The 17,214-nt window shown below is 66.9% G+C and carries 14 protein-coding genes and 1 pseudogene; 3 read left to right on the plus strand and 12 right to left on the minus strand.

Going from position 1 to position 17,214, the window contains the following annotated elements; all coding sequences use genetic code 11:
• Positions 1-37: 37 nt before the first annotated feature.
• Both fabB and fabI read left to right on the plus strand, forming a co-directional pair.
• A complete protein-coding gene (fabB, locus tag ACZLZQ_RS04100) occupies positions 38-1,258 on the plus strand; it encodes a beta-ketoacyl-ACP synthase I (RefSeq protein ID WP_472934402.1) in 1,221 nt (406 codons plus the stop codon).
• A gap of 127 nt (positions 1,259-1,385) precedes the next feature.
• The gene (gene fabI, locus ACZLZQ_RS04105; RefSeq protein ID WP_472934401.1) at positions 1,386-2,234 is read left to right on the plus strand and encodes an enoyl-ACP reductase FabI; all 849 of its coding nucleotides are present in this window, start codon (positions 1,386-1,388) and stop codon (positions 2,232-2,234) included.
• 57 nt (positions 2,235-2,291) lie between these two features.
• Here the strand turns inward: fabI and ACZLZQ_RS04110 are convergent, their stop codons facing one another.
• The 4 genes from ACZLZQ_RS04110 to rpsO all read right to left on the minus strand — a co-directional run bounded on the left by ACZLZQ_RS04110 (position 2,292) and on the right by rpsO (position 6,087).
• On the minus strand, positions 2,292-2,828 hold the full coding sequence (locus ACZLZQ_RS04110) for a DUF2937 family protein (RefSeq protein ID WP_472948271.1): 537 nt from the start codon (positions 2,826-2,828) through the stop codon (positions 2,292-2,294).
• Between the two features lie 70 nt (positions 2,829-2,898).
• Positions 2,899-3,195: a putative quinol monooxygenase gene (locus ACZLZQ_RS04115; RefSeq protein WP_472948272.1), complete on the minus strand. Its 297-nt coding sequence runs from the start codon at positions 3,193-3,195 to the stop codon at positions 2,899-2,901.
• A gap of 154 nt (positions 3,196-3,349) precedes the next feature.
• Positions 3,350-5,476: a polyribonucleotide nucleotidyltransferase gene (gene pnp / locus ACZLZQ_RS04120; protein ID WP_472948273.1), complete on the minus strand. Its 2,127-nt coding sequence runs from the start codon at positions 5,474-5,476 to the stop codon at positions 3,350-3,352.
• A 341-nt stretch (positions 5,477-5,817) separates the two neighbouring features.
• On the minus strand, positions 5,818-6,087 hold the full coding sequence (gene rpsO, locus ACZLZQ_RS04125; protein WP_472934397.1) for a 30S ribosomal protein S15: 270 nt from the start codon (positions 6,085-6,087) through the stop codon (positions 5,818-5,820).
• Positions 6,088-6,386: 299 nt separating this feature from the next.
• Between rpsO and ACZLZQ_RS04130 the strand changes: the two genes are divergently transcribed.
• On the plus strand, positions 6,387-7,757 hold the full coding sequence (locus tag ACZLZQ_RS04130) for a diguanylate cyclase (protein WP_472948274.1): 1,371 nt from the start codon (positions 6,387-6,389) through the stop codon (positions 7,755-7,757).
• Positions 7,758-7,776: 19 nt separating this feature from the next.
• Here the strand turns inward: ACZLZQ_RS04130 and truB are convergent, their stop codons facing one another.
• The 8 genes and pseudogenes from truB to trmB form a co-directional block, all read right to left on the minus strand.
• Entirely contained in the window at positions 7,777-8,763 is a 987-nt protein-coding gene (truB, locus tag ACZLZQ_RS04135; protein WP_472948275.1) for a tRNA pseudouridine(55) synthase TruB, read from the minus strand.
• Between the two features lies 1 nt (position 8,764).
• The gene (locus ACZLZQ_RS04140; RefSeq protein WP_472948276.1) at positions 8,765-9,223 is read right to left on the minus strand and encodes a hypothetical protein; all 459 of its coding nucleotides are present in this window, start codon (positions 9,221-9,223) and stop codon (positions 8,765-8,767) included.
• Positions 9,224-9,227: 4 nt separating this feature from the next.
• Positions 9,228-9,632: a 30S ribosome-binding factor RbfA gene (gene rbfA / locus ACZLZQ_RS04145; RefSeq protein ID WP_472934393.1), complete on the minus strand. Its 405-nt coding sequence runs from the start codon at positions 9,630-9,632 to the stop codon at positions 9,228-9,230.
• 266 nt (positions 9,633-9,898) lie between these two features.
• On the minus strand, positions 9,899-13,051 hold the full coding sequence (infB, locus tag ACZLZQ_RS04150) for a translation initiation factor IF-2 (RefSeq protein ID WP_472948277.1): 3,153 nt from the start codon (positions 13,049-13,051) through the stop codon (positions 9,899-9,901).
• 111 nt (positions 13,052-13,162) lie between these two features.
• Positions 13,163-13,780 (minus strand): annotated as a pseudogene (locus ACZLZQ_RS04155) (RNA-binding protein); the annotation flags it as partial.
• 127 nt (positions 13,781-13,907) lie between these two features.
• Positions 13,908-15,512, minus strand: coding sequence for a transcription termination factor NusA (nusA, locus tag ACZLZQ_RS04160; RefSeq protein ID WP_472948278.1), 1,605 nt, complete (start codon positions 15,510-15,512; stop codon positions 13,908-13,910).
• A 103-nt stretch (positions 15,513-15,615) separates the two neighbouring features.
• Positions 15,616-16,230, minus strand: a complete 615-nt coding sequence (gene rimP, locus ACZLZQ_RS04165; RefSeq protein ID WP_472948279.1) for a ribosome maturation factor RimP — start codon at positions 16,228-16,230, stop codon at positions 15,616-15,618.
• A gap of 275 nt (positions 16,231-16,505) precedes the next feature.
• Positions 16,506-17,213: a tRNA (guanine(46)-N(7))-methyltransferase TrmB gene (gene trmB, locus ACZLZQ_RS04170; protein ID WP_472948280.1), complete on the minus strand. Its 708-nt coding sequence runs from the start codon at positions 17,211-17,213 to the stop codon at positions 16,506-16,508.
• Between the last annotated feature and the right edge of the window lies 1 nt (position 17,214).

Genomic DNA, 17,214 nt, shown 5'->3' on the forward strand with positions numbered 1-17,214 from the left:
GGCGGCCCGCGGCCCTGCACCACTGGAGGAATATGCGATGAAACGTGTCGTTGTGACCGGAATGGGCATCGTCTCGTCGATCGGCAACGATGTCGAGGCGGTGCTGGACTCCTTGAAGAACGCCCGCTCGGGCGTCAGCTTCGCCGAGGACTATGCGAGCCACGGCTTCCGCTGCCATGTCCAGGGCGAGCCGAACCTCGACCCGTTCGCCGTGCTCGACCGGCGCACCGCGCGCTTCATGAGCAAGGGCACCGCCTGGAACTACATCGCCATGCAGCAGGCGATCGAGGATTCCGGCCTGACGGAAGACGACATCGTCAACCCGCGCACCGGCATCATCATGGGCTCCGGTGGGCCGTCGACGCGCATCATCGTCGAGGCCGCCGAGATCACGGAGACCAAGGGCGGCCCAAAGCGCATCGGCCCGACCGCCGTGCCGAAGGCGATGAGCTCGACGGCTTCCGCCGTGCTCGCCACCCAGTTCAAGATCAAGGGCGTCAACTATTCCATCTCATCGGCCTGCGCGACGTCCAACCATTGCATCGGCAATGCCTATGAGACGATCCAGGTCGGCAAGCAGGACGTGATCTTCGCCGGCGGCTCGGAAGACCTCGACTGGACCATGTCGAACCTCTTCGACGCGATGGGCGCCATGTCCTCCGACTTCAACGACCGGCCGACGGTGGCATCCCGTGCCTATGATAAGGACCGCGACGGCTTCGTCATCGCCGGCGGCGCTGGCGTCTTGGTGCTTGAGGAATACGAGCACGCGAAAGCCCGCGGCGCGAAGATCATCGCCGAGATCGTCGGCTACGGCGCGACGTCCGACGGACACGACATGGTCGCTCCGTCCGGCGAGGGCGCGGCGCGCTGCATGAAGATGGCGCTGGAGACGGTCGACACGGAGATCGACTATATCAACCCGCACGCCACCTCGACGCCGGTCGGCGACAAGATGGAGATCCAGGCGATCCGGGAAGTCTTCGGCAACAAGATCCCGCCGATTTCGGCGACGAAGTCGCTGACCGGCCATTCGCTGGGTGCGACGGGCGTGCAGGAGGCGATCTACTCGCTCTTGATGCTGCAGAACGACTTCATCGTGCAGTCGGCTCATATCGACGAAATCGATCCGGAGTTTGCCGACCTTCCGATCGTTCGCGAGCGGATGGACAATGTGAAGCTGAACACCGTGCTGTCGAACTCCTTCGGCTTCGGCGGAACCAATGCGACGCTGGTGTTCCGCCGCGTCGCGGACTGAGGTCTCGCCAAACGATGTGTTGCGGGCGGACATACGACGTGCGCCCGCAGCAGCGGGTGGTGTGCTATCGCTCGGGCCAAGATGTGATCGCGGGTTTCGCGATGCGTAGAATAAGAAGGGGCCTTCCATGGGCGATCTGATGAAGGGCAAGCGCGGCCTCGTGATGGGCGTTGCCAACCACAATTCCATCGCCTGGGGCGCGGCGAAGGCTCTCGCCGCGCAAGGCGCGGAAGTGGCGCTGACCTACCAGGGCGACGCCTTCGGCAAGCGGGTGAAACCGCTCGCCGCCGAGATCGGCTCGACGCTGCTGCTCGACTGCGACGTTGAGGACATCGCCTCGGTCGACCGGGTGTTCGAGACGCTGAAGGCCGAATGGGGCCAGATCGACTTCCTGGTGCACGCCCTCGCCTTCTCCGACAAGAACGAGCTGAAGGGCCTCTACGCCGACACCACGCGCGACAACTTCACGCGCACCATGCTGATCTCCTGCTTCTCCTTCACCGAGATCACCCGGCGCGCGACCGACATCATGGCACCCGGCGGCTCGCTGCTGACGCTGACCTATGGCGGCGCCACCCGCGTGATGCCGAACTACAACGTCATGGGCGTCGCCAAGGCCGCGCTGGAGGCCTCGGTGCGCTATCTCGCCGCCGATTACGGCCCGCGCAACATCCGCGTCAACGCCGTCTCGGCGGGCCCGGTGCGCACGCTCGCCGGCGCCGGCGTCTCGGATGCGCGGCTGATGTTCAGCTACCAGCGCAAGAACGCGCCGCTGCGCCGCAACGTCAGCATCGACGAAGTCGGCGGCGCCATCCTCTACTTGCTTTCGGACCTGGCCGCCGGCGTCACCGGCGAGATCCACTACGTCGATTCCGGCTACAACATCATGTCGATGCCCGCGCTGGACGAGCTGAAGGCGCAGGAGCGTCGTGCGGTCATCGCCGAGGACGTCGACGTCGCCCAGGCCGCGAAGTAATCATCCGGCACTGGACCGCCCTCGGCGCCAGGCGCCGGGGAGATTGAGTCGTTAGCGCTAGGCCAGCCGCGAGCCGCCAGCATGAGGCGCTGCGGCCCGTCGGGCGCGTCGGCGTTTGCGGATGCCGTGGACACCGGCCGCCCCTGCCCCAAGACCCCAGCCACCGGCAAAGCCTGCCACCGCGAGAAACAGCCCGTCGGCGGTAATCGGCAGCGCCGGACGAAAATCGTCGAAGGTGCGGGCAAGGATCGTCCCGTCGGGATCGGCGAGCGCCTCGAAGGGGCGGAGCAGCGGCGCGGTGCCGGTCAGCTTCTGATAGCGCCGCTCCACCTCGTCCTGACGGGCGACCAGGCTGGCCGCATCCTCGCCCTGACGCGCCACGAAGCCATCATCAGCCGAGCGCAGCCGCGCGATCGCCGCATCGCGCTGCAGCCCCTCTAGCCTCGCACTGTCGTCGAAGCGCCGGACGATGGTGCGCAGCTCGTCGGCGGCACCGCCGAGGCGCTGCATGTACTGCTGGGTGAACTCGCTCGCCTGACTGAACAGGAAGCCGCCGAGGAGCGCGCCGACCGCGCGCACGAGAAGCGCGCTCATCGGCTCCTCCCCGCCGAAGCCTCGACAGGGCCGGCGGTCCCGGAGCCTCCGGACAAGATGGAAAGCGGCGTCATCGGACCTCGACGCGATCGGGGAAGATGATCTCGAGCTGTGTCGTCGTGCGGTGCGGCGCCGAGGCCGCGCGCCAAGCGAGGACATGCGGCATCGTGCCGTGGCGGGCGAGCGCCGCCTCGTCCTCCCAGGCCTCGATGAAGGTCAGCAGATCGGGGTCGGTGACGCTTTCGAAGAGGTCGTAGCGCAAGCATCCCGGCTCCTTCCGCGTCGCCTCAATGCAGGGCCGCGCCGCCGCCACCACCGCCGCGCGCTCGCCGGGCACCGTCTTCAGCGTCGCCACCAGATAGAGCATGCCCGTTCCCCCTCGCCTGCAGCAACCGGGCCGCGCCCGGCGCCGCCCTCGCCTCTTCATTTGGCGAAAGGCCAAGCCTTGTCCAGCGACAAAACAAAAGGCGCGCCCGTTTCCGGGCGCGCCTTTCGTCGATGACAACGGGTTAGAGAGAGGCTTACGCCGCCTCTTCGCCGCCCTTGATCTCTTCGCCGGTCGCCTGGTCGACGACCTTCATCGACAGGCGGACCTTGCCGCGCTCGTCGAAGCCCATCAGCTTGACCCAGACCTTCTGGCCTTCCTTGACGACGTCGCTCGTCTTGGAGACGCGCTCGGCGCCGAGCTGGCTGATGTGGACGAGGCCGTCGCGGGCGCCGAAGAAGTTCACGAAGGCGCCGAACTCAACGCACTTCACGACCGTACCCTCGTAGATCGCGCCGACTTCAGGCTCGGCGACGATCGAGTGGATCCACTTCTTGGCGGCCTCGATCTCCTTGGCCGAGGAGGACGCGATCTTCACCGTGCCGTCGTCCTCGATATTGATCTTGGCGCCGGTCTTCTCGACGATCTCGCGAATCACCTTGCCGCCCGAACCGATGACGTCGCGGATCTTGTCCGTCGGCACCATCATGACCTCGATGCGCGGCGCGAACTCGCCGAGCTCGGCGCGGTTGGTCGAGAGCGCCTTGGCCATCTCGTCGAGGATGGTCAGACGACCGCCCTTCGCCTGGTCGAGGGCGATCTTCATGATGTCCTCGGTGATGCCCTGGATCTTGATGTCCATCTGCAGCGAGGTGATGCCCTCGGAGGTGCCGGCCACCTTGAAGTCCATGTCGCCGAGGTGATCCTCGTCGCCCAGGATGTCGGAGAGGACCGCGAAGCGCTCGTTTTCCTTGATCAGGCCCATGGCGATGCCGGCCACTGGACGGCCGAGCGGAACGCCGGCGTCCATGAGGGCCAGCGAGGTGCCGCAGACGGTCGCCATCGAGGACGAGCCGTTCGACTCGGTGATCTCGGAGACGGCGCGGATCGTGTAGGGGAAGGCTTCCTTGCCCGGCAGCATCGGACGGATGGCGCGCCAGGCGAGCTTGCCGTGGCCGATTTCGCGACGGCCCGGGGAACCCATGCGGCCGGTCTCGCCGACCGAATAGGGAGGGAAGTTGTAGTGAAGGAGGAAGGTCTCCTTGTAGGTGCCGGTCAGCGCGTCGACGAACTGCTCGTCCTCGCCCGTGCCGAGCGTGGCGACGACCAGCGCCTGGGTCTCGCCGCGGGTGAACAGCGCCGAGCCGTGTGTGCGCGGCAGGATGCCGGCCTGGGCGACGATCTGACGGACCGTCGACAGGTCACGGCCGTCGATGCGGCTGCCGGTGTCGAGGATGTTCCAGCGGACGATCTTGGCCTGCAGCTCCTTGAAGACGGCGCCGACGACTTCCTTGGACGCCTTCGGCTCCTGGCCCTCCGGCAGGAAGTGGGCCATGACCTTCGCCTTCACCGCATCGACGGCGGTGTAGCGGGCCATCTTGTCGGTGTTCTTGTAGGCGTCGCGCAGCTCGCCCTCGACCATGCCGAGCATCTCGGTCTCGAGAGCGGAGTTGTCGGCGATGACGTGGGTGCGGGGCTCCTTGGCGGCGAGCTCGGCCAGCTTGATGATCGCGTCGATCACCGGCTGGAAGCCGCGGTGGCCGAACATGACGGCCGAGAGCATGATCTCTTCCGACAGCTCGTGCGCCTCGGATTCCACCATCAGCACGGCGCTATCGGTGCCGGCGACGACAAGGTCGAGTTCCGACTCAGGCATCTCGTCGACATGCGGGTTCAGCTTGAACTCGCCATTGATGTAGCCGACGCGGGCGCCGCCGATCGGGCCCATGAAGGGCACGCCGGACAGCGTCAGCGCAGCGGAGGCGCCGACCATGGCCAGCACGTCCGGATCGTTCTCGAGGTCATGCTGGAGGACCGTGACGACGACCTGGGTGTCGTTCTTGTAGCCTTCGGCGAAGAGCGGGCGGATCGGACGGTCGATCAGGCGGGAGACCAGCGTCTCCTTCTCGGACGGACGGCCCTCGCGCTTGAAGAAGCCACCGGGGATCTTGCCCGCGGCGAAGGTCTTCTCCTGGTAGTTGACGGTCAGCGGGAAGAAGTCGAAGCCGGGCTTCGGCTGCTTCTGCGACACGACGGTCGCGAGCACGACGGTCTCGCCATAGGTGGCGAGGACCGCGCCGTCAGCCTGGCGGGCGATGGTGCCGGTCTCGAGGGTGAGCGTGCGGCCCGCCCATTCGATTTGCACTTTGTGGGCATTGAACATGAAAATTGCCTTTGTGCTGCGACCTGCCGGCCTGGATGGGCGGCACGCTATCGCGGGGCTCTTTTAGAAGAAGCGGGTCATGGGCAAGACGGCGGGAGGCTTCGGGAAGGGCAAAACCCTTCGGCACGATCTCGTCCGGGCGACAATGCCGCGGAGCGTGCCGGGAAGCCCCCGGCAATCCTGCCCCATGACCGTTTCGGTTCGGTCGGTGCCGGCGCCCCTAAGAGGCAGCCGGGGCAGTGGGCGGCGCCCTGTGGCGAAGCCCGGAGGGCACCGCCTTGCGGCGGGGCCCGAATGCAAAACCGGCGGGCTCATCCAGAGGATGCCCGCCGATCCAAGTGCTAGCGGCGCAGGCCGAGCTTTGCGACGATGGCGGTGTAACGCGCCTCTTCCTTGCGCTTGAGGTAGTCAAGCAGGCTGCGGCGGGTAGCGACCATGCGCAGAAGGCCACGACGTGAGTGGTTGTCCTTCTTGTGCGACTTGAAGTGTTCGGTCAGGTTGTTGATGCGCTCGGAAAGCAGCGCGACCTGGACTTCCGGCGAACCGCTGTCGCCTTCGGAGGTGGCGTATTCCTTGATGACTTCGGTCTTGCGCTCAGGCGTGATCGACATCGGGATGCCCTTTCTGATCGGGAGGGTATGGGTCGCCCAGGGCAGGGATGTCGTCCAGCCCGGGCCATGAAAACGCGGGCACCTCACTGCGAGGCGCCGGGCGCTGGCCGCGGTATAGGCCAAATGCCGGGGAAATACCAGAGCCCGGCAAAGGGCAAGGCGGCGGCGCGCGGAAACGGCGCTGCCCGCGAGGCGCTAGCTTCATCCCGATCGACCAATCCCGACGAACTGCAGCAGACCCCTCACGGGTTCTTTAGAGCTTAGCTGCATAACAAGGGCGAGATTTCGAGGCGAGCGACATGGCAGCCCTTCACCGACAGCTTCTTCTACGACTGACCATTCCGGTCGCCGCGCTGGTGTCGCTGTTGCTGGGGGCCATGCTGACGACCATCCTCTGGGTCGCCTCCTACCAGACGGAGGTCGCGCGCGAGATGCAGGTGAAACTTGCCGGCGGAGCAATCTCGGTCCGGGGCCAGCAGCTCGGCAAGTCGGTGCTGGATTACGGCACCTGGAACAGCGTTGTGGACCACGTGATCGACGCGGACGACAAGGCCTGGGCCGACGAGAACATCGGCGAGGTGACGTTCCAGAATTTCGGCTTCGATGTGAGTGCCGTCTACGACGCTTCGGGACGCACGCGGTATGCGGCGATCGGCGGAAAGCGGACGGATCGCGCCATCGACACCGTCCTGACCGGCGGCTTCCGGGAACTCGTTGCCCGGCAGCGTGCGGGCAGCCCCACGACGTCCACGACCGGTCTTGTCCTCGCCGACGGCATGCCGGCGGTCGTGGCCGTCAGCGCCATCCGGCGCTTCGAGACCGCGGTCGTCGAAGGCGGGCCGCAGGATCTCCTGGTCTTCGTCGACCTGATCGATCCGGTGCTGCTGGAAGAACTCAGCCAGATCTACCTTCTGCCGCACCTCCGGCTCGTCCCCGCCGGAGAAGGCATCGAGGCAAGCACTCCGCTGCAGACGACGGACGGCAGGATCGCCGCTCATCTCACATGGGACGAAGCGCGACCGGGCGATACCTTGCTGCGGACGGCCCTGCCGGTCTGGGGAATTCTGGCGCTTTGCTTCGGCGCCCTCACCACCATCGTGCTGCGGCAGACAAAGCGGGCTGCCCGGATGATCGCCGACGGCGAAAGACGGGCGACGCACGATACGCTGACGGGGCTGCCCAACCGCGTGCTGTTCTTCGATCACCTCGACCGGGCGCTGCGGATCGCCATGGCGGGCGGCGCAAGGTTCGCCATGCTCTACCTCGACCTCGATGGCTTCAAGGCGATCAACGAGGGGCATGGGCACGACGCAGGTGATGCGGTGCTGTGCGCGGTCGCGGCCCGGATCAAAAGCGAGATCGCCGGGCATGATCTCGTCGCCCGGCTGGGCGGCGACGAGTTCGCGCTGATTCTCACGCTCGGCGGTCGGTCCGGCGAGATCGTCGACATCGGCGAGAACATCATCCTGGCGATCTCCGCGCCCGTCGTTCTGCCAACCGGCGAGGCCGTGCGGGTGGCCGCAACGATCGGCGCCACCTTGGCGCCGGAGGATGCGGCCGACCCTCTTCTGCTGCTTCGCTATGCCGATCAGGCCTTGCTGCTTGGCAAGCGAAACGGCAAGGGCCATGTCCGGCTTCACGCCAACTGGCCGTTGCAGCGCGCCAGCTAGGCCGGCGCGGCGGGTATCCCTAACCCCGGCCGCCGAAGACCCGGTGCGGCTTGAACGAGCCCTCTTCCACCGCGCCGAGCGCGATGAGCTTGCCATGGCCGGTGGCATAGGCCTCTTCGCAGAAGGCCGGCGCGTCGCGGCCGCGCAGGAGGACGGGGTTGCCAGAGAGGACGCGGCCGACCTGTTCGTCGGTCAGCGTCACCTCGTAGAGGTCCGTCAGCGCCAGCGCGGCGTCGAGGATGTATTCGTCGAGGCCGTCGAAGACCACGACGCGGGCACTGGCGCCGGCGGCGATTTCCTCCTCGCCGAGGGTCTCGCGGCCCTCGTCGGCGGCAAGCTCGAGATCGGCGAGCGTCACCATGTCCTCTTCGTCGAAGCCGCCGACGGAGACCCGCCGGAGGTCGGTGACGTGGCCGTAGCAGCCAAGGTCCTGGCCGAGGTCGCGGGCGATCGAGCGGACATAGGTGCCCTTGCCACATTCGGCCTCGAACACGGTCGCATCCGAGCCGATCATCTCGACGAGCTCGAGCCGGTGGACGGTGACGGTGCGGGCCGCGATCTCCACCACCTCGCCCTCGCGCGCGAGATCATAGGCGCGATTGCCGTCGATCTTGATCGCCGAGAACTGCGGCGGGATCTGCTGGATCTCGCCGGTATAGTCGGCCATCGCAGCACGAATCGCGGCCTCGTCCGGCCGGGCGTCGGAGCTGTGCACTGCCGGCCCCTCAGTGTCGTCGGTCGTGGTCTGGGTGCCCCATTGCACGGTGAAGCGATAGACCTTGCGCCCGTCCATGACGTAGGGAACCGTCTTGGTGGCGTCGCCCAGCGCGATCGGCAGCATGCCGGACGCCAAGGGATCCAGCGTGCCAGCATGGCCGGCCTTCTGGGCGAAATACAGCCACTTGATCTTCGAAACCGCCTCGGTCGACCCCATGCCTTTCGGCTTGTCGAGGATCACCCAGCCGGAAACCGGCCGGCCCTTCGGCTTCTTGCCGCGTCGTGCCATGCTACTGCAGTACCTCTGGTGCCTTGGACATCAGGTCGGCGGTCTTGGCGCGACACTCGGCCGGCAGCTTCTGCTTCTTGCCGAGCTTCTGGTAGCCGCGCTGCTGCATGCGCTCGGCCGACAGGCGGCCGGCGAAGGTGGTGGTCGAATTGTGCGAGCCGTAGTCGTCGCCCAGCGCCTGGACCAGCATCGGGTCGAGCGCCGCCATCGGCGGGACGGAATTGCGGATCGCCTCTTCCATCGCCTTGGTGGCTTCGGCGGAGTAGACGATCTCGGCGATCTTCGTCGCGATCGGGTCGGGCGTGCGCAGCGAACGGTCGAGCGAATAGGGCAGGCCCGACTCCTCGATCATCGTCACCAGGGCGCGGGCATCGTCCGAATCCATAGACCGGGCATTCATGTAGAGCTGGTGGCGTTCGCCCGGCGATTTCGCGCCCAGCTTGTCTTCGGTCCATTTCATCAGATCATTCCTTCTCTTCGTCGTCTTCAAGGTCCCTGGCAACTTCCGGCGAGCGGAGCAGCGCATCGATGCGCGCATAGTTGTCGAAGGACGTGTCGGGCCGGAAGCGGACTTCCGGCATGTGTTTCATTTGCCGGAGCGCCGGGCCGAGCTTGCCGCGAAAAAACTTCGCCTGGCGGTTCAGCGCGTCGACATAGGCGTCGATCTCGGTCTGGCCGAGAATGGTGACAAAAGCGGTGCCGAGCTTCAGGTCGGTCGACATGCGGACCTCCGACACCGAGACCAGAACGTTCTTCAGCACCGGGTCGTTCAGCTCCTCGCGGGCGAGGATCTCGGTCAGCGCCTTGCGCACCATCTCGCCGATGCTGAGCGCGCGCTGCGTCGGACCTTGGTCCTTCCTGCCTGCCATCAAAACTCTCCTGTTCGGGTCGTGCGACGCCCGGCGGCGGACGCTTATGCCCGCTGGCCAAAAACCCGCGCTCGCCCGTCATTGATCCGGCTAACCAGCGATCTGCCGCGTCGCGCCGGACGGACTGGCACGCCGACCCATCGCCGGCCACCGCACAAAGGGGTTCGGATGAGCGCCCGAACCTTGAAATTCTGCTTTTCAAACAACTGGCAAGGGGCCCGGATCGCGAGATCCCGGCCCCTTTTCCTGTTCGATCGGTGACGGCGCTAGAGCGTGCGCGCGACGTGTTCGACGCGGAAGCACTCGATGACGTCGCCCTGGCGCATGTCTTCGTACTTCTCGAAGGCCATGCCGCACTCCTGGCCCGACGGCACTTCGGACACTTCGTCCTTGAAGCGCTTGAGCGTCGAGAGCTTGCCCTCGTGGATGACGACGCCGTCGCGGATGAGGCGGACGCCCGCACCGCGCTCGACCTTGCCCTCGGTGATCCGGCAACCCGCGACCTTGCCGACCTTGGTGATGTGGAAGACCTCGAGGATCTCCGCATTGCCGAGGAAGGTCTCGCGGCGCTCCGGCGAGAGAAGGCCCGACATCGCCTGCTTCACGTCATCCACGAGGTCGTAGATGATGTTGTAGTAGCGGATCTCGATGCCCTCGCGCTCGGAAGCCGTCCGCGCCTGGGCGTTCGCCCGGACGTTGAAGCCGATGATCGCGGCATTGGAGGCCGAGGCCAGCGTGATGTCGGACTCGGTGATCGCGCCGGCGCCCGAATGGACGATCCGGGCCCGGACCTCGTCGGTGCCGAGACGGTCGAGGGCGGTGATGATCGCCTCGACAGAGCCCTGCACGTCGCCCTTGATCAGCAGCGGGAACTCCTTGAGCCCCGTATCCTGCAGCTGCGACATCATCTGCTCGAGCGAGCCGCGCTGGCCGGCGGACTTCGCCACCTGCTTCTCGCGGGTCAGGCGCTGACGGTACTCGGCGATCTCGCGGGCACGGGCCTCGTCGGCCACCACTGCGAAGCGATCGCCGGCCTGCGGCGTGCCTTGCATGCCGAGCACCTCGACCGGGGTGGAGGGACCCGCGGCCTTCAGCTGCGCGCTCTTGTCGTCGACGATCGCGCGGACCTTGCCCCAGACATCGCCGGCGACGACGATGTCGCCGATCTTCAGGGTGCCAGACTGGACGAGGACGGTGGCGACCGGGCCACGGCCCTTGTCGAGCTGCGCCTCGATGACGACGCCCTCGGCGGTGCGGTCGGGGTCGGCCTTCAGCTCGAGCAGCTCGGACTGCAGCTGGATGGCCTCCAGCAGCTTGTCGAGGTTGAGCCCGGTCTTTGCGGAGACCTCGACGTCGAGGACCTCGCCGCCCATGGATTCGACGAACACCTCGTGCTGGAGGAGCTGCGTGCGAACCTTCTGGGCGTCGGCCGAGGACTTGTCGATCTTGTTGATCGCCACGATGATCGGAACGCCGGCAGCCTTGGCATGGCTGATCGACTCGATCGTCTGCGGCATCACGCTGTCGTCGGCGGCCACCACCAGGATGGCGATATCGGTCGCCTGCGCACCACGGGCACGCATCTGGGTGAAGGCGGCATGGCCCGGCGTGTCGATGAACGAGATCTTGTAGCCGTCGTGCTCGACCTGGTAGGCGCCGATATGCTGGGTGATGCCACCGGCCTCACCCGACACGACGTTGGTCTTGCGGATCGCATCGAGCAGCGAGGTCTTGCCGTGGTCGACATGGCCCATGATGGTCACGACCGGCGGCCGCGGCACGAGGTTCTCGACATTATCGGCGACGTTGAAGATGCCTTCCTCGATGTCGGCGGCGGCGACGCGCTTGGCGACGTGGCCGAATTCGGCGGCGATGAGCTCGGCGAGATCGGCGTCGATCACGTCGCTCGGCTTCATCATCTGGCCCTGCGCCATCAGGAACTTGATGACGTCGACGGCCCGCTCCGACATGCGGTTGGCGAGTTCCTGGATGGTGATGGTTTCTGGGATGGTAACCTCTCGCGCGATCTTCTCGCGCTGTTGATTCATCTGCGAGCGCTTCAGCTTGTCCTGGCGACGGCGCATCGACGAGAGCGAACGCCCACGGGCGCCCTCCTCGGACGTCAGCGCCTTGTCGAGGGTCAGCTTGCCCTTGCGGCGATCTTCCTCGGTACGGGCCCGGGTCGGCTTGGCGACCTCGACCTTGACGGGGCGACGGGCACCGGCAGGACCGCCGCGCGAACGCGAGGCGACCTCTTCCAGCTCGCCGTCGGCGCGGCGGGTTCCCTTCACGACTTCGCCACGGGCGGGTCGGACGGCCGGATCCTCGCCGGGGACGTTCGACACCGGCGGCTGCGCGATGTTCGACGGCCGGCGGGCGGCCTCGTCCTCGGCCTTGCGACGGGCGGCCTGCTCGGCCTCGAGGCGAGCTGCCTCCTCGGCCTGGCGGCGCTCGCTCTCTTCGCGCTCGGCACGGCGACGCTCGTCGTCGGCGATGCGGCGGGCTTCATCGGCCAGGAACAGGCGACGCTCTTCCGCCTCGCGCTGCTTGGCGAGTTCGAGCGCCCGGCGACGGGCATCCATCTCGCGCGACGACAGATCGTTCAGCACGGCGCCGCGCGGCTGGCGGGCGGCCGGCGCTCCGGAAGCGCCGGGACGCTGCGCCGGAGCACCCGGACGACCCGACTGGGCCGGCTGGCCCGGACGGTTCTGCTGGGGCGACTGACCGGGACGCGACGGCTGCGGCGACGCCGAGCGGTTCGAGGCGGGGTAGCTGCCGGACGGGCGCGGCTGGTTGGCCACGGGCACGGCCGGACGCTGCGGCTCGGTCCGCGCAGTCGGAGCAGGCGTCGGTGCGACCGGCGCCGGGGCAGCGAGCGCTGCCGCGGCGGGCGCTGCCGGTGCGACGGCAACTGGGGCAACCGGCGCTGCGGGGGTCGGCGCAGGTGCCGCTTCGGCGACAGGCTCGGCGGGGGCAGGTGCCTTGACCTCAGGCGCGGCGACGGGCGCCTCGGCCTTCACCGGCTCCGGTGCCTTGGCCGCAGGCGCCTCGACAGGCGCCTTGGCGACGACGGCTTCCGCCGGCGCTGCCGCCACGGGCTCTGCCGCAGCAGGCTGCGGCGCTGCGGGCGCCTCGGCCTTGGCTTCGACGGGCGTCGGCTCGGCTGCTGGCGGCGCCTTGGCGGCCTCCTTCAGCGAAGCGGCCAGCGCGGCGGCGCGGTCCGGCGACAAGGCCGGAACGGGCGCATCCTGGGGACCAAGGATCCGACGCTTCTTCGTCTCGACCACGACGTTGTTCGTCCGGCCGTGCGAGAAGTTCTGGCGCACGGTCGACTGCTGAACACCACTGGGCTTCAGCGTCAGGGTCTTCTTCGGTGTCACGCTCAGCGTCTTGTCGTCGCCGGATTTCGTGTCGTTCATTTACGCTTCCGCTTCCTGCGCGGGATCGATCCCGCACCCACCATCCATGCCGGAGGCCGCCTGCAAAGGTCGCCCCGAATTCGTCTTAGCCGCGACATCCGAGCTTTCCGGCCCATCGGCCTCGCTGGATATCGCCTGGGGGCCGTGACCCCGATATTTCGACAACGCTTCCAAACGTTTCAGAAGCGCCGTACCCGCATCACCGGCAAGGACGGCTGCATGTATCACATTACCCCCGCCAAAGGCCAAACCCATTTCATCCGCCGTGAAGGCATTGAAAACGGGGATGTCTTTCGCGGCACCACTGGCGACCGACGCAAGCCGCGCGCCGGTCAGTTTTCGTATGCCGTCGGCCGCAGCATCATCGGCATGCAACACCGCCAAGGCTTGGCCCGAACGGATCGCGATGTCGACCTTGGTCGCCCCGGTCACCAGCTGCCCTGCCTTGCGGGCGAGGCCCATGAAGCCCAGCGCCGAACGGCGAAACATCTCGTCGACCTCGGCGCCGAGGCTCTCCTGGCTTTTCACTTCACTCTTCAGAGCCCGGCGGAAAAGCTTGCGCTTCACCGCCAGGTCCACCGCCGTCCGGCTCGCCGCGACATGTGCGCCGCGCCCAGGAAGCCGGCGCTTGAAATCGGCAACGACCGAACCGTCGGGCGCTGCCACGAAGCGAATGAGATCGCCGGCCGCATAAGTTTGGCGGGTGACGATGCACATGCGCGGATTCACGGGACCCTCCAGGGTGTCGTCGGGATGACGCCCTTCCAAGGCATCATAGGGATCCACGGCATGCACAGGCACCTCGCTCGGCTGATCGGTCATCGCGCTACGCCCGATGTTCGTTCGAACCGCCGTCTCAGACCGCCTCGGCCGCCTCTTCCTCTTCCTCGTCGACCACCGGTCCGGCCATGTCGGCCTCGGTGATCCAGCCCGCCTTGAGGCGCGCCTTCATGATCATGCCCTCGGCGTCGACGCGGCTGATCTCGAAGGGCGTGAGCGCCCCCGGGAACCGCTTGGTCTCGCCGTCCTTGCGTTCGGTCCAGCCGACAAGGTCATCAGCGGCGCAGCCGGCGAAATCCTCGATCGTCTTCACGCCGTCTTCGCCCAGCGCCACCAGCATCGGCGTCGTCAGGCCCTCCATCTCGCGCAGCTCGTCCTCGACGCCGAGCGCCTTGCGTTTGTCGTCGAACTCGGTCTCGCGCCGCTCAAGGTATTCCTGGGCGCGGGCCTGGATCTCTTCGGCAGTCTCGGAGTCGAAGCCCTCGATCGCAGCGACTTCCGCGGGGTCGACATAGGCGACTTCCTCGACGGTCGCGAAACCCTCGGAGGCCAGCAGCTGTCCGACGACTTCGTCGACGTTCAGCGCGTTCATGAACAGGTCGGAGCGCTCGGCGAATTCCTTCTGGCGGCGCTCGGATTCTTCCTGCTCGGTCAGGATATCGATGTCCCAGCCGGTCAGCTGCGAGGCGAGGCGGACGTTCTGTCCGCGACGACCGATCGCAAGGGATAGCTGGTCATCCGGGACCACGACTTCAATGCGCTCGGCATCTTCGTCGAGCACGACCTTCGACACTTCCGCCGGCTGAAGGGCGTTGACGAGGAAGGACGCGGCATCCGGCGACCAGGGAATGATGTCGATCTTTTCGCCCTGCAGCTCGGCGACGACCGCCTGAACGCGGGAGCCACGCATGCCGACGCAGGCGCCGACCGGATCGACCGAGGAATCGCGGCTGACCACGGCGATCTTGGCGCGCGAGCCCGGGTCGCGGGCGACCGACTTGATCTCGATGATGCCGTCGTAGATTTCCGGCACTTCCATGGTGAAGAGCTTCGCCATGAACTGCGGATGGGTGCGCGACAGGAAGATCTGCGGGCCGCGCTGCTCGCGGCGAACGTCGTAGACGAAGGCGCGGACGCGGTCGCCATAGCGGAACAGCTCGCGTGGGATCTGCTCGTCGCGGCGGATGATGCCTTCGCCCTTGCCGAGATCGACGATGACGTTGCCGTATTCGACGCGCTTGACCGTGCCGTTGACGATCTCGCCGATGCGGTCCTTGTATTCTTCGAACTGCTTGTCGCGCTCGGCGTCGCGGACCTTCTGGACGATGACCTGCTTGGCGGACTGGGCGGCGATGCGGCCGAAATCCATCGGCGGCAGCTGCTCGGCGATAAAGTCGCCCGGCTCGGCGTCGGGGTTCTTGTCGCGGGCGAGATCGAGATAGATCTGCGTCGCGGGATCCTCGACCTCCTCGACCACTTCCAGCAGCCGCTGCAGCTTCATCTCACCGGTCTTGGTGTTTATGTCGACGCGGATGTTGGTTTCCTGGCCGTACTTCGAGCGCGCGGCCTTCTGGATCGCGTCGGCCATCGCCTCGATCACGATCTCGCGGTCGATCGACTTTTCGCGCGCGACGGCGTCCGCGATCTGCAGAAGCTCGAGCCTGTTCGCACTGACTGCCATCAAATCTCTCCTCAACCAAAGCCGCGATCGGCGACGCCAGCAGCCCATGCGGCCCCGCGCCCTCGCAGTTCGTCACCCCCGCCGCTGGCGGGAGCCTGCCATGCTAGTCACCCGCGGCCTCGCCGTCGGGGTCGTTGTCATTTCCGGCCCGCGCCTTGCGGGCGATCTTGTCGGCCTTGAGCGCTGCGGCGATCAGCTCGTCGGTCAGCAACAGCCGCGCGTCGCCGATGGCATCCATCGGCACCTCGACGATCGTCTCTTCTCCCGCCGGCGTCTCGTCGCGCTCGAGCCGGATCGCGTCGCCGACCACTTCGACGATCTTGCCGCGGAACCGCTTGCGGTTGGCGACGATGCGGGTGGTCTCGAGCTTCAGCGTATGGTGCATCCAGGCCTCGAAGTCGGCGCGGCGGACCAGCGGCCGGTCTATGCCGGGGGACGAGACCTCGAGATGATACTCCCGGTCTATCGGATCTTCCAGATCCAGCACCGGCGAGATCGCCCGCGAGATCGCCTCGCAATCCTCGACCGAGATCGTGCCGTCCGGCCTTTCGGCCATGATCTGCAGCGTCTGCCCGTTCATCTGCGACAACCGCACGCGAACCAGCCGATAGCCGAGCTGCTCGATCACCGGCTCGACGATCGCGGCAACGGTGCCCTCGATCCCGTCTTCGACGATGAGGCGCTTCTCAAGGGCTGGTGCTGGGGTATCGCTCGTCACTCGTGCTCCGGTATTCTTTGACAGGCGTCAATGCCCGCTCAGCCTGCGCTGGCCCTCCGGGGATAGATGGCCTCCGGCGGGCGAACGTCGATCCCGTTCGAAGCGATGGCGGCCAGCCGCGACCGGGAGGCTTCTGCCACCGGACCCCGGTAACAAAAAAGAGCGGGACCGGCAGGACCCACTCTCACGATCGCATCGAAGAGAATTTCTATGCCGTATAGGCCAAATTGCCGGCAGTATCAACCCGACTGGCCGGAAGCCGCGCTCACATCGGCTTAGCGGCGGCGAAACGTCAGATAGGCGGGCCGCCGACCTTCGCGAAACGCCTTGGCCTCGTAGCGGGTCCCGGGCCAGTTCTCGTAGGGCGTTCCGCGGGCCTCGTCGGCGGTTTCGAGGCTAAACTCGGGATGCTCGGCGCAATGACGCACGGTCCAGCCGACATAGCCCGGAATGTCGGACGCGAAGCGGAAGTGCGCGCCCGGCTGCAGCACGCGGGCGAAGCGGTCGAGGTTGGCGGCGCTGACGAAGCGGCGCTTCCAGTGCTTCGGCTTCTGCCAGGGGTCGGGATAGAACAGGTCGACCCCCGTGAGCGAGGCGGGCGGCAGCCAGTCCAGCAGCCGCGTCGCATCGTCGTCATAGAGCCGCAGCGTATCCGGCGAGGTGTCGCCGAGGCCGACGAGGAGCTTCGCCATTCCGTTGACGAAGGGCTCGACGCCGATGAAGCCGGTGTCCGGCAGGCGCCGGACCATCGAGAGAAGGTGTTCGCCGCCGCCGAAGCCGATCTCCAACCGGACGGCGCCGACCTCGGCCGGAAACAGCGTGCGGAGGTCCGCTGGCGCAGGCGCGCCGAGGTCGAGCAGCAGCCGCGGCAGCAGGCCGTCCAGCAGTTCCTCCTGCCGGGGCTTCAACGGCTTGCCCTTGACCCGGCCGTAGAAGGCCTCGCGCAGCCGCGTCGGTCTCGTCCCGTCGGCCTCGGCCGTCACG

The sequence above is a fragment of the Mesocryomonas lacus genome (genome assembly GCF_055730105.2).

Excerpts from the sequence above, each read along its gene's own strand:
- ACZLZQ_RS04140 (WP_472948276.1), bottom strand. The coding sequence starts at position 9,223 with ATGAAATGGACCGAAGACAAGCTGGGCGCGAAATCGCCGGGCGAACGC.
- nusA (WP_472948278.1), bottom strand. The coding sequence starts at position 15,512 with ATGGCAGTCAGTGCGAACAGGCTCGAGCTTCTGCAGATCGCGGACGCC.
- truB (WP_472948275.1), bottom strand. The coding sequence starts at position 8,763 with ATGGCACGACGCGGCAAGAAGCCGAAGGGCCGGCCGGTTTCCGGCTGG.
- pnp (WP_472948273.1), bottom strand. The coding sequence starts at position 5,476 with ATGTTCAATGCCCACAAAGTGCAAATCGAATGGGCGGGCCGCACGCTC.
- ACZLZQ_RS04110 (WP_472948271.1), bottom strand. The coding sequence starts at position 2,828 with ATGAGCGCGCTTCTCGTGCGCGCGGTCGGCGCGCTCCTCGGCGGCTTC.
- rpsO (WP_472934397.1), bottom strand. The coding sequence starts at position 6,087 with ATGTCGATCACGCCTGAGCGCAAGACCGAAGTCATCAAGGAATACGCC.
- rbfA (WP_472934393.1), bottom strand. The coding sequence starts at position 9,632 with ATGGCAGGCAGGAAGGACCAAGGTCCGACGCAGCGCGCGCTCAGCATC.
- fabB (WP_472934402.1), top strand. The coding sequence starts at position 38 with ATGAAACGTGTCGTTGTGACCGGAATGGGCATCGTCTCGTCGATCGGC.
- ACZLZQ_RS04130 (WP_472948274.1), top strand. The coding sequence starts at position 6,387 with ATGGCAGCCCTTCACCGACAGCTTCTTCTACGACTGACCATTCCGGTC.
- infB (WP_472948277.1), bottom strand. The coding sequence starts at position 13,051 with ATGAACGACACGAAATCCGGCGACGACAAGACGCTGAGCGTGACACCG.
- ACZLZQ_RS04115 (WP_472948272.1), bottom strand. The coding sequence starts at position 3,195 with ATGCTCTATCTGGTGGCGACGCTGAAGACGGTGCCCGGCGAGCGCGCG.
- fabI (WP_472934401.1), top strand. The coding sequence starts at position 1,386 with ATGGGCGATCTGATGAAGGGCAAGCGCGGCCTCGTGATGGGCGTTGCC.